This is a genomic window from Candidatus Hydrogenedentota bacterium (assembly GCA_016791475.1).
Taxonomy (GTDB): domain Bacteria; phylum Hydrogenedentota; class Hydrogenedentia; order Hydrogenedentales; family JAEUWI01; genus JAEUWI01.
Map to the genome: position 1 here is coordinate 18724 of JAEUWI010000049.1, position 15291 is coordinate 34014.

Here is a 15291-nt window from a genome sequence, read left to right on the forward strand (position 1 = left end):
CCTATGCCGTCGCCGCACCCGGCTGAAACTCCCAGCCGTAGTGTTGCTCAAAAAAACTCTGGAGCAGAAAGCGCAGCCCCTCGTGATCCAGGGGGCGCGCCCACGCCGCGGGACAGCCCCGGTGAAACTCCGGATCGCTATTCAGCATGTAGGGCTTGAACACCCCGGAAATACGCTGGAGCACCGCTTCGGACACGGACAAGGTCGCACCGTCCAGCGTCGACACGGCTTCGTATTCCGGGATATTCAGTACGCCCGCGATAACCGAAATCAGGTCGGCCATCGGCGTTGGATTTGGATGGGTCAGGTGATGATAGCCACCCGGCGCGGCCCCTTCCGCCGCAAGGCGAAGCATGTGATACACCACGTCGTCCGCGGAGACAAGATTCTTCGTTGTCTCGGGATCGACCACCACGCGAAAGCTTTGTTCGCCAGGGGCGTGGCTTCGCTGGCCACTCAGACGGGCAAGCCGCAGGAGCTGGGCGACTTTGTAGACCGTCTGGCCATCGCAGAGCCCGGATACCCGTTCCCCCAGGATGATGCTGGGGCGAAAGATTGTCGCGGGAAGGCCCGACTCCGCCACGACGCACTCGGCCGCGAATTTTGACTCCTCGTAAGGATTCTTGAAGCTCGCGGGGCGCGCCAGTCTGGCTTCCGGCATCGTGCTGCCGGGACACTGGTCACCCGCCACGTAAGCCGTGCTGACGTGGTAAAAGCGTCGCAGTCCCGAGAGTGCGCGGGCGAACTCGACCACGTTGCGCGTGCCCTCCAGATTCGTCCGGAAGAGCTCCTCGCGCAACACGTCTTCGAAGCGGGTATCGGCGGCCAGGTGCCAGAGGGCGTCCACCGAGGTCGATAGCCTGTCGCGTTCCTCGGGCGCGACACCCAGACCCGGCAGGCGCACGTCGCCCTGGATGCATCGTATACGGGCGGGATAGAGGTCCTGAAGGTGGGTCAGACGCTGGTCAAAGGGCGCCCGGGATGTGCCACGGACGAGCGCCACGACCTGGGCCTCTCCACACCGCAGCAGGTAGCGCAGGAAATGGCCGCCAAGAAAACCGGTGGCGCCCGTCACCAGCAGGGTGAGGCCCCGCAGGGGCGCCAGACAAGACTGGAGCTCCCGCAGGCGCCGCCCGTGCTCAGCCAGCGACTCGATGTGGAAATCCACGTTCTCATGGAGATCCGAAGCGGGCACCACGCGATCCACCGCACGACTGCGCAAGAGCGCAAAGGCGGCTTCGCGGTCTTCGTTTCGGGTCACCAGACCCACAGGCACGAGGGGGTAGGCGTGCTTCAACAGGGCCAGTGCCTGCGCATGCCCGCCCGACGAATCGAAATCGATCAGGCATACCCAGTCCTGCCCGGCGACTTGAGCACCCGCCAGGGCCGTGCGGAAGGCCGCGTACCCGTTGACACATAAGAGCTTGTCCTCGCAGTCACAGACCGAAAGCGGCGAGGCATCGTTGTCGCCCATCCAGAGAATACGCATTCAGCGCGCCTTACCCTGCTCGTTGAGCGACCAGTCGTAATCGGTGTACTCGATGGCGAAGTCGTCCAGATTGGCGCCTTCCGCCGCGCCGATATACGGCGCGACGAAAGCCGCCAGAGACTTGGACGTCGTCTCAAAGTCGTCCCCGTACCACTTGAAAATGGGCGAGAGCCAGAGGGTCTTCTTCTCCGCGTCCACGCGATTCTTGGCGGGGGTTGTAAGAAATTCCCTGGTTTGCGCGTCGAGCTGCTCTTCGAGCCGCGCTCCGGTGTAGGCTTCGGCGCGCAACGGCGGGCACCCCATGGCCGCGCACACGACGGCAAAGTGAATCCGGGGTTCCTGGTAGTTCTTGCGGATGATCTTGTGCTCCAGCGTGTCCAGGGAAATCTTCTTGCCGAAAAGCTGCACGATCTCCCTGGACCAGGGGCTCTTCACCAGACCCCCGAGGGACTTGATGCTGTCCACCGGGTAGCCGTCGATGATGAGCTGCAGGGTCGCGGCGTTGTACACGTTGATCAGTAAAGCCAGTTGCTCTTCCCGCGTCCACTGCTGGAACTCGGCCATGGGTACCGCGCCGGCCTGGGCCAGGTACGCGTCGAGCGGGGCCCTGTCGGCCTGAAGGCCCTTATAGTCCACGAGGCCCTGCGACACGCGCGCCTTCAGTATTGAGTCGAGCGCGGCATGAGACTGATCGAAGTTGCCGCCGGCCGCGAGGGCGATCGCAAGGGGCAATATCATGTTAAGCATGCAAATTCCTTTCGCCTGACAGGCGGTCACGGCTTCCAGCCGTTATGTTCCAGGTAGCGGGCAAAGTGCCACATGTCGGATTCTTCCTTGTGCTTGAAGAAGAGCGTCGTGTAGAAGCGCCGACCCGCCTCTTCTTTGGGACCGTATTCCCGGTCCTGACCCACATTGTGGTCCCAGGCCCAGAGCCCGAACAGTGCCGTTTCCATGGGCTTGTAAGCCCCCTTCACCAAGCCCTTCCGGCGGCCTTCCGTGTGGTAGAAGGACGTCTCGGCACCATCGGGCAGCGGCAGCGCCTTCAACGCCGCCATATCCGCCGCGACCGCCGACACCACCGACCACGCGGGGGGTAGCGCGGCCTCACGCTCGACGGACACGCCCTTACAGCGGTGGCTGTCGCCGCGAATGCTAATCGCAATCCGCCCGTCAGCGGGTCCATCCTTCAACTTCAGCAGACCCGGCAACCGCTCGCCGTACACCTCAAAGTCATTCTGGTCCCAGCCTTCGGGCCAGGCCTCGCGGGGAAGATAATCCGTGGGCATGATCGCGTGGTAGCAGCCGCAACTCTGTACGGTCGTGAGCCACACGGGCTCCTCCCGACTGTTCAACGTAACCACCGCAATCGCACCCACATTCTTACCCGCACCCACGTTCAGCGGAACCAGACTGAAAGGGTTTCGCTCAAAATGTATGCGGTAGATCAGGTTCGTATAATGCTCACGCGCCGTCTCAAAGGTCTCCACCTCGGTGTAAATCGTCGGGCGGGACGGATCCACATAAACCTGGGTTTTTCCGGATTCCGTCAGGCGGGCCGAGGGCGTGCCGATCTTGTTGTTCGCCTCTTCGTTGTGCTCGATAACGAATATGGGCGCGAAGCGCTGCACCAGTCCGTCGGCGCCTTCCATCACATAGGCCGAAGTCGTGCCCGGGGCCTCCTCGGACCAGGCGGCGCCCGCCGCCGCGCCGAGGGCGGCCGCGAGGGCCAGAATACACAGCCGGATGCTCATTCCGCGCTCTCCTTCTTCTCCGCGATGCGCGCGCGCAACGCCGCGGCGCTCGTGTTGGCCGGATTCAGCGCCAGCGCCTTCTCCGCCGCCTCCAGCGCCTTCTCCCACTGCTTGTCCTTCTGATAGGCCATGGCGAGCATGACCATATATTCATCATTGTCCGGTTTCAGTTCATGGCAGTGAGAAAATGTCTCGATCGCCTTCGGCACGTCGCCTCCCGAGATGGGTGGGTTGTTCAAGTACATGATACCGATGGCGCGCTGGCACTCGGGATCGTCGGGTGTGCGTTTCATGGCCTCGTCCATGTGGTTGCGCGCCTTGGGACCGTTCTTGAAGCCCGCCACCATGCTGGTGATGCTGTTGGCGTAAAGTTCGCCCACCACCCGGTGTGCGGCGGCTATCTCCGCCTCGGTCTTGGCCAGCGTCAGGGCGCGCTCGCCGTAGACCAGTCCCTGCGCCGCCAGGACTTCCTGCTGCTCCTTTAATGCCTTCGCATCCTTGCCTTCCAGGTTGCTGGCCTGGCGCTTTGTGCGCAGATCCGTGGTACTCATGCGGAAGCACTCCGCCGCGTCCCATTGCACCTGGAAGGACGCCTTCTCTTTGCCGGCCTCCTCCGCGAGCGCGGTGCGCAGGGACTCCATCCGGGCCTCGTCGTGGGCCTGGCGGGCCGCCAGAACGTCGGCCATCGCGGGGACTTTTTCCTGGGCCGGCAAATTTGCCACGGCAAACACAAAGAGGATCAGGGTCACCATAAACTGGGCATTGCGCATGTCAGCTTCTCCAGTGGTAGGAATCGGGACAGTTCAGGAGATAGCCGCCGCCGAAGAGGCGGTCCATGGCTTTCCAGAAATTCTGCAGGTACAGCGCCGAGGCGTATTCCCGGCCGTGATCCAACTCCGCCAGAAGGAACTGATCCCAGGCGGCGCGCTTCCAATCCACGAAATGCATTACCGCCCGCTCGCCCGCGACACCCGGCTGGGGGTGGGCGCTGCCCATGGGGGCGTGGATGGCCTTGAGCAATCCATTCACTCCGGGGCCCGCGCAGATCACGTGTCCGTAGATGTTGTACTCGTTGTCCAGATCGTAGAGGCAGGTCACGGCGATCACGGTGCCCAGCTCGATCAACTGGTCTTCCGCGGGAAATACAACCCGGACCAGATTCTCGTTACGCTTCTCGTCCAGATCGAGCTTCTTGTAGAGCCGGGGCAACAGGGATATCTTGTGGTTGCCGCTGCGTTCCGCATAGATTTTCTCCGCCTTGAAGCACTCGCTGTCGAGTACGGCCTGTACGATCCGTTCTTGTTCCGTCATGGTCTTGATTCCTTTATCTTTCCAAAGCTACTGCTTGATGAATTCGACTTCCCGGAGCCGCCTCACGCGGTCGCGGCGACGGCATCGGGCCGGACGAAGGCCCGGGGCGCTTCCCAGTACTCCTCGCGCAGCACGGTCATGGCGCGCTGCAGCTCCTCATTGAAGGCGAGGCTGTCCTCATTCACGTACATCCCCACAAACTTGTCGGCCAGGGACTTCGGCAGGCCGCGCCCGAAATTCAGGCTGTAGTCCACCGCCGCGCTGCGCTGCTTCAGGGCGATCTCCACCGAGCGTCGGTAGGCGCCGGCCACCGTGGTCTTCAGCGCGCTGCTGAGGTCCGCGCGGATGCAATTCACGCCCAGGGGCAGGGGCAGTCCGTCGTGCCGCTCGGAGAAGAGCACGCCCAGGTCCGCCAGCAGCTTGAAGCCTTCATCCGCATAGGTGAGCTGGCCTTCGTGAATGATGACACCGGCTTCCACACTGCCCTTGCGCACCGCATCCATGATGTGGGTAAAGTCCATGTGCACCTCGCGCATGTCGGGGATCAGCTTCCGGGCCACGAGTGTCGCCGTCGTGTAAGGACCGGGCAATGCCACGCGCATGCCGCGCAGATCTTCCAGCGACTTGCATTCCCGCGCGATCAGCCGGGGACCATAGTTCCGCCCCACGCTGGTGCCCACTTCGAGCAACTCGTAGCGATCCTGCACGTGGAGGTATCCGTGCACCGACAGGGCGGTCACCTCCAGGGGGTCCCGGCCCATGGCCAGCTCGTTCAGGGTCTGAATGTCGTGGAGCACATGCTCGATTTTGTGGTCGGGGATCGTCACCTGCTCCGAGGCGAAGCCGTAGAACATGAAGGCGTCGTCGGGATCCGGGCTGTGACCGATGCGGATGGATTTCATGGCGTTGTTCCTCTTATGCGTTGGCGGCCGCAGGCACGCAGCGGGTCGCGGTCTGTCGAAGGTGGGTATACGCGCCGTCGAAGGCCGGCGCGCTTTCATAGCGTTCAAGTTTTTCGTAGGTGGTGGTGCGCTGCACCGGGGTGAAACCGGCATCGCTGATGATGTTCAGTACGGATTCGAGCTGGGTAGCCACCTGGTGGCGCGCCTGGAAGAGCACGTTCTCCTCCAGGAGCAGGCCCCCAAAATCGTCCGCGCCGGCGTGGAGCGCGAGCTGACCCGCGCGCCAACCTTCGCCAAACCAGGAGGCCTGGATGTGCGGAACGTTGTCCAGAAAAAGCCGCGCCATCGCGATCACGCGGACGTAGCGGCTCGCGGCCGCGGGTTCCTTCACCACGCGGCTCAGGGGCGATCCGCCCGGCTTGAAGCTCCACGGAATGAAGGCGTAGAAGCCGCCCGTCTCATCCTGCAGATTACGGATCTGAAGCAGATGCTCGATGATGTCCTCGTCCGTTTCCACGTGGCCGTAGGTCATGGTGGCGCTCGTCTTGAAGCCAACCCGGTGCGCCTCCCGCATCACGGCGAGCCAGTCCGCACTGCGGGTCTTCTTGGGGGATATCTTGCGCCGTACGGCGTCCACGAGGATTTCCGCGCCACCGCCCGGCATCGTGCGCAGTCCCGACGCCCAGAAAGCTTCGAGCACTGTGCGCGCGGTCATGCCGCTGTGCTCCGCTATGTGAAGCACTTCGGACGGCGAGAAGAGGTGCGGGTGCATCCCCGGCGCATGCTTTCGCAACGCTTCGATCACGGCCAGGTAGTAGTCAAGCCGCAACTCGGGATTATGCCCGCCCTGAAGCAGGATCGTTGTTGCCCCCTGGCGCTGCGCCAGTGCGGCGCCACGGCCGATCTCCTCGGGCGTCTGCGCGTAGGCCTCGGCATGACCGGGGCGACGATAGAAGCTGCAGAAGGTGCAGTCCGTGGTGCACACGTTCGTATAGTTCGGATTCGTATCCACCACAAAGGTCACGTCCCGGCCGGGGTGCAATGCCTGGCGCAAGGCCGTGGCCCGCGCCATGAGATCGGACTGGGCCGCGTGGCGGTAGAGGTTAAGGGCCTTCTCAGGCGACAGGCGCGGCGTGGACATTGGCGTACCCTTCCAGCAGTTGGAGAAAGTGGGACTGACCGGCGATGTCCGTCACGGACAAGTGCGCGCGCAGCCGTCGATAGTAAACTTGCAGCGCGAGGCGATCTTCGGGGGCCATCGCCAGACCGTCCGCCAACGCGTTCTTTCCGGCATCGCTCGCGGCGGCGTTTGCGCAGGATTCCAGCCAGCCTGAGACGCGGGCTTTGTGGGACTCGTCCAGACCGCGGGAAACGACCCAGCGCGCATAGACAAAGGGCAGGCCCGTCTCCGACAGCCACCACGCGCCCAGGTCAACATTGTTTGGATTGCCGCCCTGGCGCTGCGCGCATTCGAAAGCCGCATCACCGATAAGCAAGTGGGCCGCCCCATCCCCGTATACGGATGTGAGCCGCGGCGCGACACCGAAGCGGCGGAGACAGAGAAGCTCCAACAGGGCCACGGAAGTCCGGGACTTGGGGGTGGCGTAAACCGGCACTCCCGCCGCAAGCAGGCTGCCGAGCGGAGCGCTGGAGAACAACTGCACACTGCGCACCGCGCCCGTGCAGGCAATGCCGAAGTCGCCCGCGGGCTCCACCGCGTGGCCCAGCCCCGGAAGGGCCGCCACCGGCACCAGCGCAGCGTCACAGTGACCCGCCGCCAACAGCGCATGCACCTTTGCTGGTGTTTCAAATCGCAGGCTGTGGTCGAAGGCCGGCGCGCATAGGCGATAGGTCCGCGCGGAGAGATTGTCTATGGATGCGATGCGTATCATGGGGCGCCCCTTAGTTCATCACGCCGAGTTCGTACTGGCCGTTGCGCGCGGCGGGCAACTGGCCGGCATCCCGGATGATTTGCTCCATGAAGCGGCGCGTAAGCGCGGCGGGCGAGTCGGAAGCGGCCATTTGCATGATCCGCTCCTTGCCCAGCGTGCCGTCGAGGTCGTCCGCGCCAAAGGTGAGGGCCGCCGCCGCGGTTTCGAGGCCAATCGTGGGCCAGTAAGCCTTCACGTGGGGAAAATTGTCCAGCACCAGCCGGGACAGAGCGATAATCCGGAGGCTGCGCGGCGCCGATACCGCCCGGGGTGCCAGCCGGGTCTCGCCGGGAAGATAGGCCAGCGGGATAAAACTCTGAAATCCGCCCGTGCGATCTTGCAACTCGCGCAGGCGCATCAGATGGACCACGATCTCCTCATCGGTTTCGATGTGACCAAAAAGCATCGTGGCGTTGCTGGGCAGGCCGACCTCATGCGCTTCTCCGTGAATACGCAACCAGTCTTCACCGCCGATCTTGTCTTTGTAGAGCGCCTGGTGGATGCGCTCGCTGAATATTTCAGCGCCACCGCCGGGGACCATGTCCACACCCGCCTCACGCATGCGCACCAGTATCTCCCGCGTGGTGCAGCGTTCCATGCGGGCAAAGTAGGCAATTTCCACCGCCGTAAAGGCCTTTATCCACAGGCCGGGCCGGGCCACCCGAATCGAAGAAACGAGCGCCAGAGAGCGGTTGAAGTTCCAGCCAGGCCACAAGCCTCCCACGATGTGGGCCTCTGAAATAGAAGGATCTTCGAGGTCACGCAGAATGTCCGCCTCCTGAAGTTCGTAGGCGTGGGCGTCCCCCTTCTTCGCCGCATAGTCGCAGAACTTGCAGGAGTAAACGCAGAGGTTGGTCGGGTTTACGTGTCTATTGTGGACAAAGGTAACGCGGTCGCCGTAACGCGCCCGCTTCGCGGCAAAGGCCTCCCGGCCGAGCGTCACCAGCGGCGCAGTCTTCAGCATCGCCAGAGCTTCGTCTGCGTCAATCCGATTTAAAGTTTTCAGCATGGGCATCTCCTTTTGCATGCCCATGTAGAGAAAGAACCATGCCAATAATCGAAATGGCCCTCAAATGGTTCGATTTGCTCGCCTTTTCGCGGATCGGCGCGAAGCAATCTCCTGTAGAAAGGTGCAACCTTTGTTGACAACGTTATGCCAAACATAGTTATTGCAGGGACTTACGTGCCGCAACCCCCAACCTCCCCGCAAACTGCGTTGCACCCTCCTAATACAATCGGGCCCCGCCCTCGATTTCGAAGGCGGGGCCCGATGCGTGCGCTGAATCTTTTTCAGGTAGTGCGACGCCCGACGACCGAAATGGCGGCCATGGTGATAAGGGCCATACCAAAGACAAAGAAGTCGCTGGCCCGGTTCTTCAACCCACGGATGTCCAAGGTCTTGCCGCCCAGCGGACAGCCGGTGTCCACGTCGACCACGGCTTCCAGTTCAGGCTCGCTGAGCAGCCCGTCATCATCCGTATCTATCTCGTCGAACTGATCCTGCGTTAACTCGTCAGCAACGGTCAACGCTTCGGAGAAGCTCAATTTTCCATCATCGTTCAAATCCGCCTCGGCAAAGACGTCGAGCAGCGCTGCGGCGACTTCCTCTAATGTACTTTCACCTTCACCTTCACCTTCACCTTCTCCTTCACCTTCTCCTTCTCCTTCTCCTTCTCCTTCGCCTTCACCTTCACCTTCTCCCTCGCCTTCTCCTTCACCTTCACCTTCGCCTTCGCCTTCGCCTTCGCCTTCACCTTCGCCTTCACCTTCGCCCTCACCCTCGCCTTCGCCTTCGCCTTCGCCTTCACCTTCACCTTCACCTTCACCTTCACCTTCACCTTCACCTTCGCCCTCACCCTCGCCTTCGCCTTCTCCTTCGCCCTCACCTTCGCCTTCGCCTTCGCCTTCGCCTTCACCTTCGCCTTCACCTTCGCCTTCGCCTTCGCCTTCACCTTCTCCTTCGCCTTCACCTTCTCCTTCTCCTTCTCCTTCTCCTTCTCCTTCTCCTTCTCCTTCTCCTTCACCTTCTCCTTCACCTTCGCCTTCGCCTTCGCCTTCGCCCTCACCTTCGCCTTCACCTTCTCCTTCGCCTTCGCCCTCACCTTCGCCCTCACCTTCACCTTCGCCTTCGCCTTCGCCTTCACCTTCACCTTCGCCTTCTCCTTCTCCTTCTCCTTCTCCTTCACCTTCACCTTCGCCTTCACCTTCACCTTCACCTTCTCCTTCACCTTCGCCTTCACCTTCGCCTTCGCCTTCACCTTCGCCTTCGCCTTCGCCTTCTCCTTCTCCCTCGCCCTCACCCTCACCCTCACCCTCACCCTCGCCTTCGCCGGAACTCAATATCTCAAGCTCATCGGAGGTCTGGTCGCTTCCAGTATTCCCCAGGGCGTCCGCGGCTTCCACAAGGACGTTATAGATTCCGGGAGCCTGGACAGCAACCGCATTGTCGGGGAGCGTCCATGTGCCATCGCCGTTATTGGTCGCGCTGTACTGAATCGACGACAGGAACACTGAAACCGTTGCGGCGGGGTCGTCCACCGTACCCGAGAGCGCCGGGGTCGTATCCGCAGTGATCAGCGAGTCCACGGTTACCGCCGGAGCCGTCTTGTCGACCTCGTATCCGTCTTCGGAGTACCGCGTTCCATTGCCCTCCCCCGCGCCCCCAAGCCTATTGCCGATTCCTCCGTAAATCGAATCGTCATCCAGCACTCCGAGAGAAAAGGCGCTGTCTTCACTCCCCGTAAAAATGGAGACGCGGTAGCTTGACTGGGAGAGCTGCTCGATACCAGACACAAAGGCGCTGGCGTTTCCTTCGTAGGTATAGGGGCTGAAGTCGGACGTGTCAATACCGAACACGTTCATATTGAAAGTTACCGTGAACGACACCGTATCCGCATTCGTGGGCGAGGGGTTGTCAAGCACGATTGATTCGACCTTCGGGGGTGTGGAGCTGGCCACAAACAGATCGAATTCGTAGCCGATTGTGCCCCCGATGTTGTCGTTCCCCTCCCAGACCGTGAGCCACGCGCCGGCGCCATCCGAAACCACCTGGGGCAGGCGATCCGTATCCAGCGGATCGGGATTCAGCACATCCGGAAACGACCAGGTCTCGCCCGCGTCAATACTGTAGGCGGCGACAATCTGCGACTCGAAATACCAGGTCGCCACCCAGGCGCTGCCATCCGTGTCCAGCGTCGGCGTGAGGTCTTCGTGGCTGTCAAACTTGGCGTCGAGGTTAAGTTGCGACAACGGACTCCACGTCATACCGTTGTCCGCGGAGCGGGACAGGAAGATATCGGTATCGGTGCCCACCTGATTAAGAACATTTTCATCGGTCTGCCAGACGGCAATCCAGTTTCCCGCGCGGTCCGTGGCCACATAGGGCACGAGGTCATCCCCGATATCGGTGGCGGCGTTGGAATTCAGCGGCGACGCCGAATCCCAGGAAACCCCGCCGTCGAATGATTGGGTCACCATGATGTCCGCGTCACCCGAGGTATCGTCGCTCCAGACCGCCACCCAGTTTCCAGACCGGTTCGTGGCAAGACGCGGCGAGAGCGTGTCCGGCAGGGACGTGAAACCAGCCGCGCCGATGGTGGCCGGGTCGGACCAGGTCACCCCGCCATCATCGGATCGCGCGAAGTTTACTTCCTCGTTGGCGACCCACAGGACGAGGTAGTTGCCAAATCCATCCGCGGCAATTTCCGGACCCCGGTCATCGGTATCGCCGTCCACCGCCGCATCCGAATTGAGCGGGACAGGCACGCTCCACGTGGCGCCATTGTCCAGCGACCGGGAAACGAAGAGATCCATATCCGTACCGATAGTGCCGCCGAGATCGTTCCGGGAAGACCATACGGCGACCCACGAGCCTTCCGTGTCGAAGGCGATCTGGGGACCTTCATCCGCGCCGATACTTTCGTGAAGCGCCGTCACTTCCGTCCAGTTTTGCCCGTTGTCCGCCGATTGCTGGTGATAGAGCAGGTCGTTGTCGGGGGAGTACCATACCGCTACCCAGTTCCCCTCTTGGTCCGTCGTCAGGTCCGGACGATAATCGAGAATCTCATCATACTCCGCGTTGGTATTCAGCACACGCAGCGGGGAGAACAATAGCCGGGGGGACTCGGTGACGAAGAGCGCGATGGTTTCGCTGTCCGTCTGGTTGCTGTCGTCTTCCACTTCGAAGACCACATTGGCGTAGGTGCCAATATCATTCTGCAGCGGCAACCAGATGAAACTGCCCGTACCGTTGCCCTGGTCTTCAAAGGTCGAGCCCGGCGGCAGGTTTGTCGCGGTCAACGTTACCGGGCCACTTTCTGGATCCGAAGCATTCACGCTGAACGTGAAGAATCCCGAATCCGCAAAGCCGTTTCGGTTGCCGATAGGCTCAAGCACGGGTGGATTGTTCACGTTATTCACGGTGATGGATATGGTCTCCGTGTCCGTCAAGAGGCCGTCGCTCGCGGTGAAGACCATATTGCTGAACGTGCCGGCGTCATTAAAGTCCAGCACCCAGTTGAAGGTGCCTGTGCCGTTTCGATTGTCGGTAAACGTTGCTCCCACCGGCAGACCGCTTACGGTGAGCAGGGGGAACACACCGCTGATCTCATCCGTCGCGCTGACCTGAAAGTTGAGGGTGGTACCCTCGGTCGACGCCTTGTTGCCGATGCTGTTCAAGACCGGCGCCGCATTGGCCGTGGCGGGTGCGTTGCCGGAATTCCCCGGAAATTTCAGCCCAATAATTTCGTGGAGGTTGGTAAAATTGTCGCCGTCCGTATCGTTGTACTCGATCTCGGCGAGACCATTGGCGGAATCGGGTCCCGCGGCGGAGTTCTTGAATGCGCTCCCGTAGGAATTCAAGTTTGGCGCGCCGGCGTGGCACAGGGTGCACCCGGAGGCCGCGATACTGCTCATGACTGTGGCCGGGTATTTGTTGTTAAAGATAACGACCTGATCGACGTTTGCACTGGCGCTCAGCGTCGCCAGACCCATCAATCCCGCCAGACCAAACCGAACGAACGAGGACGCACTCGCGACGCGCATAGAAGGAACCTTCCCGATTATTGCAGCATCGAGCATCGCTGCCACGCTCGACCACCTGCTGTCTGTCCCGACGGGGCAATTCAGCCCTGTCCGCCGACCCACATTTCACTCCACATGCAGCATCCTATACGGGTGCGCCTGGCGGGTGCAATATTCGGCACCTGGCGCCGGAGAGCCGGCGAAGCCGGGTGGGGAGGTCCAATCAACGGCGCTGGGCCATTCGCAGGATCTTGAAGGCGGGACTGTTCCGCCCCCCTACGCAATCACATCCTTCACCACATGGCAGTGCACATCGGTCAACCGGAAATCCCGGCCCGCGTGGCGGCAGGTGAACTTCTCGTGATCGAAGCCCATCCTATGCGGCATGGACGCATGAAGATCGTGGACCTTCAGCGCGTTTTCGTGGCGCACTATTCCATGATGGTGAGGCTATACCTTGCCCAGCGCGAACACACTGTTTCTCGCGGGAAGGCTGAAGGGCTTCGCGTAGTGATAGACTTCGCATGCATTCGGCCCGTCGGGATATACCCGGGTCGGTTGTTCCACGACCCAGTCTGCGAAATCCGGGGCGTTGAAGGCCACGAAGGCCAACCGCAGGCGGTCGATGTGCGCGGGATAGTCCATCGTCAAATCGGCATAGGCCACGGGCCCTGTGTCGACTTGGTAACGCTTTCCGTCCAGATCCACGTTCATGGTCTTCGTGGGGCATTCGATGATGGCCCGCAGCCTCTCGTCCGCACTCCAGATTTCCGTCTGCGTCACGATAGGGATGGCCGACGCCGTTGCATCGCGAATTTGTTCCCAGCTATCCAGACGCGTCGATTCGGGTGCCTCGTGCAGTTTCAGGATGGGCGGCCCCCACAGGGAACCGACGGGGCTCACCGTCCGGTAACGGTCGCTCAAGCGCACCCCGCGCCGGAAGATCAGCCATTCACCCTCGCCCAGAATGGGCAGGAAGTCATAGTTGTCCTCCATGAACAAGTCTTTCTCCGCAAAGGTATGCTCGCTCTTGCAGGAGGCGCACTGGATAAAGTCGGTCTGGGTGCCCGATGCGTTGTCGATGAGGCGGGTGCGGCTCTCAACCCAGAAGCGAACCGCGTTCATGGCGGCCGTGTTGCAGACGAAGGAACGTCCGTAGTCCAGGGGTATCATGGCCCCGACGTCGCCGACCCCGCGTGCCGTAGTACTGGCCAGTGAAAAGGTGCCAGCGGCGATGGCGGATTGCAGCATCTCTCTGCGCGTTGGATTCATGGCCAACTCCTTCTGGTCGGTTGCTTGTGGAGCTCATACGTGGGACGTGAGTGTCAGGCAATCACATCCTTCACCACATGGCCGTGCACATCGGTCAACCGGAAATCCCGGCCCGCGTAGCGGTAGGTGAACTTCTCGTGATCAAAGCCCATCAGATGCAGTATGGTCGCATGAAGATCGTGGACCTCCAGCACGTTTTCCTGGGCCTTGAAGCCGAAATCATCGGTGCTGCCGTAGGTCGTGCCGCCTTTGACTCCGCCGCCGGCCATCCACATGCTGAAGCCGTAGGGGTTGTGGTCGCGGCCCTTCATGGGCCTGCCGTCACCGCCGAGTTCCACCGTGGGTGTGCGACCAAACTCGCCGCCCCAGATGATCAGGGTCTCGTCGAGCATGCCCCGCTGCTTCAAATCTTTGATTAATGCGGCGATGGGTTGATCGATCTGCTTCGCCAGCGTGGCGTGGTTCATGATATCGCCGTGGTCGTCCCAGGGCTGACCGGCGCCATGCCACAATTGCACGAAACGCACCCCCCGCTCCAGGAGCCGCCGCGCGATAAGCGTCTGGCGCGCATGAACCCCCTCGCCGTACATCTCGCGGATGTGCAAGGGTTCCTGCTCAATATCGAAAGCGTCCGCCGCCTCCATCTGCATGCGGTAGGCGAGCTCGAAGGACTGGATCTGGGCTTCGAGCTTGGCATCCTGATCGCGCCGTGCCGCGTGCTCTTCGTTCATCGCATAGAGCAGGTCGAGCTGCTGGCGCTGTTCGGTGCGCGTCGTGTTGGCGTTGCGAATGTTTTCTATGAGCTTGTCGAGCCGCGTATGCTGCGAGTCGATGAAGGTGCCCTGGAAGGTGCCGGGCAGGAAGCCCGCACGCCAGTTCTCCGCCTCCTTGATCGGGTAACCACCGGGACACATCACCACGAAGCCGGGAAGGTTCTGGTTCTCCGTGCCGAGCCCATAGTTCACCCAGGAGCCAAGGCTCGGGCGGCTCATGACGGCATCGCCGCTGTTCATCAACATCAGGGAGGGCTCGTGGTTCGGGACTTTGGCCTTGAGGGAACGGATGACCGCGATATCGTCGATGTGGGCCGCGGTCTTCTCAAAGATCTCGCTCACATGGATACCGCTCTGGCCGTACTGCTTGAACTTGAAGGGAGATGGAAAGGCGGCGCCGGTCTTGCGCTCGGTGCGAAGATACTCCATGGGCAGACCTTTGCCCGCATACTTTTCCAGCTCGGGCTTATAGTCGAAAGTGTCCACCGCCGACGGCCCGCCGTTCAGGAAGAAGTGAATGACACGCTTGGCCTTTCCAGGGAAATGAGGCGCTTTGGCGTCCAGAGGATTCGCGGCAAAGGCCGGGTTTCCCGCCAGCATACTGCCCAGGGTCAGCGCGCCCATGCCCATGCCGCCGCGGCGCAGAAAATCGCGGCGGGTGAGAAAGGCGTCTTCGATGCGGGGCTTGTGATGGGACATGGGGTTTCCTTGTCTGTTTGGCAACTTTGGCCATCAAGCTTATGGGTCGTCTAGGTCTTATGGGTCGTATGGGCCCTATGAATTCATACTGACCTATAGGACCCGTACGACCTATAAGACCCATTCTTTTCCGGCGCCGCA

13 protein-coding genes are annotated in these 15291 nt (G+C 61.6%); all 13 read right to left on the minus strand.

Translation table 11 applies throughout. From position 1 onward, the window contains the following. Position 1: 1 nt before the first annotated feature. Positions 2-1489 carry an SDR family oxidoreductase gene (locus JNK74_21755; GenBank protein MBL7648812.1) on the minus strand — a complete coding sequence of 496 codons (1488 nt, stop codon included), beginning with the start codon at positions 1487-1489 and terminating at the stop codon, positions 2-4. Next, a complete protein-coding gene (locus tag JNK74_21760) occupies positions 1490-2236 on the minus strand; it encodes a DUF547 domain-containing protein (GenBank protein MBL7648813.1) in 747 nt (248 codons plus the stop codon). A 26-nt stretch (positions 2237-2262) separates the two neighbouring features. Next, entirely contained in the window at positions 2263-3240 is a 978-nt protein-coding gene (locus tag JNK74_21765) for a hypothetical protein (protein ID MBL7648814.1), read from the minus strand. After that, positions 3237-4010, minus strand: a complete 774-nt coding sequence (locus JNK74_21770; protein ID MBL7648815.1) for a tetratricopeptide repeat protein — start codon at positions 4008-4010, stop codon at positions 3237-3239. Before JNK74_21770 ends, JNK74_21765 begins: the two co-directional genes overlap by 4 nt. Position 4011: 1 nt before the next feature. Next, a complete protein-coding gene (locus tag JNK74_21775) occupies positions 4012-4551 on the minus strand; it encodes a hypothetical protein (GenBank protein ID MBL7648816.1) in 540 nt (179 codons plus the stop codon). A gap of 62 nt (positions 4552-4613) precedes the next feature. Next, positions 4614-5453, minus strand: a complete 840-nt coding sequence (locus JNK74_21780) for an ABC transporter substrate-binding protein (GenBank protein MBL7648817.1) — start codon at positions 5451-5453, stop codon at positions 4614-4616. A gap of 13 nt (positions 5454-5466) precedes the next feature. Continuing rightward, the gene (gene mqnC, locus JNK74_21785) at positions 5467-6594 is read right to left on the minus strand and encodes a dehypoxanthine futalosine cyclase (GenBank protein MBL7648818.1); all 1128 of its coding nucleotides are present in this window, start codon (positions 6592-6594) and stop codon (positions 5467-5469) included. Beyond that, entirely contained in the window at positions 6569-7345 is a 777-nt protein-coding gene (locus JNK74_21790; GenBank protein MBL7648819.1) for a hypothetical protein, read from the minus strand. Before JNK74_21790 ends, mqnC begins: the two co-directional genes overlap by 26 nt. Positions 7346-7355: 10 nt before the next feature. Next, positions 7356-8393, minus strand: coding sequence for a CofH family radical SAM protein (locus tag JNK74_21795; GenBank protein ID MBL7648820.1), 1038 nt, complete (start codon positions 8391-8393; stop codon positions 7356-7358). 281 nt (positions 8394-8674) lie between these two features. Next, a complete protein-coding gene (locus JNK74_21800) occupies positions 8675-12427 on the minus strand; it encodes an exo-alpha-sialidase (protein ID MBL7648821.1) in 3753 nt (1250 codons plus the stop codon). A gap of 255 nt (positions 12428-12682) precedes the next feature. Then, on the minus strand, positions 12683-12793 hold the full coding sequence (locus tag JNK74_21805; protein MBL7648822.1) for a DUF1501 domain-containing protein: 111 nt from the start codon (positions 12791-12793) through the stop codon (positions 12683-12685). Positions 12794-12856: 63 nt separating this feature from the next. Beyond that, positions 12857-13678, minus strand: a complete 822-nt coding sequence (locus JNK74_21810; GenBank protein ID MBL7648823.1) for a hypothetical protein — start codon at positions 13676-13678, stop codon at positions 12857-12859. 53 nt (positions 13679-13731) lie between these two features. After that, on the minus strand, positions 13732-15150 hold the full coding sequence (locus tag JNK74_21815; GenBank protein MBL7648824.1) for a DUF1501 domain-containing protein: 1419 nt from the start codon (positions 15148-15150) through the stop codon (positions 13732-13734). Positions 15151-15291 lie beyond the last annotated feature (141 nt).

Coding starts and splice junctions, on each gene's coding strand:
- JNK74_21775 (MBL7648816.1), bottom strand. CDS start 4,551: ATGACGGAACAAGAACGGATCGTACAGGCCGTACTCGACAGCGAGTGC.
- JNK74_21765 (MBL7648814.1), bottom strand. CDS start 3,240: ATGAGCATCCGGCTGTGTATTCTGGCCCTCGCGGCCGCCCTCGGCGCG.
- JNK74_21810 (MBL7648823.1), bottom strand. CDS start 13,678: ATGAATCCAACGCGCAGAGAGATGCTGCAATCCGCCATCGCCGCTGGC.
- JNK74_21795 (MBL7648820.1), bottom strand. CDS start 8,393: ATGCTGAAAACTTTAAATCGGATTGACGCAGACGAAGCTCTGGCGATG.
- JNK74_21805 (MBL7648822.1), bottom strand. CDS start 12,793: ATGCCGCATAGGATGGGCTTCGATCACGAGAAGTTCACCTGCCGCCAC.
- JNK74_21770 (MBL7648815.1), bottom strand. CDS start 4,010: ATGCGCAATGCCCAGTTTATGGTGACCCTGATCCTCTTTGTGTTTGCC.
- JNK74_21815 (MBL7648824.1), bottom strand. CDS start 15,150: ATGTCCCATCACAAGCCCCGCATCGAAGACGCCTTTCTCACCCGCCGC.
- JNK74_21760 (MBL7648813.1), bottom strand. CDS start 2,236: ATGCTTAACATGATATTGCCCCTTGCGATCGCCCTCGCGGCCGGCGGC.
- JNK74_21780 (MBL7648817.1), bottom strand. CDS start 5,453: ATGAAATCCATCCGCATCGGTCACAGCCCGGATCCCGACGACGCCTTC.
- JNK74_21800 (MBL7648821.1), bottom strand. CDS start 12,427: ATGCGCGTCGCGAGTGCGTCCTCGTTCGTTCGGTTTGGTCTGGCGGGA.
- JNK74_21790 (MBL7648819.1), bottom strand. CDS start 7,345: ATGATACGCATCGCATCCATAGACAATCTCTCCGCGCGGACCTATCGC.
- JNK74_21755 (MBL7648812.1), bottom strand. CDS start 1,489: ATGCGTATTCTCTGGATGGGCGACAACGATGCCTCGCCGCTTTCGGTC.
- mqnC (MBL7648818.1), bottom strand. CDS start 6,594: ATGTCCACGCCGCGCCTGTCGCCTGAGAAGGCCCTTAACCTCTACCGC.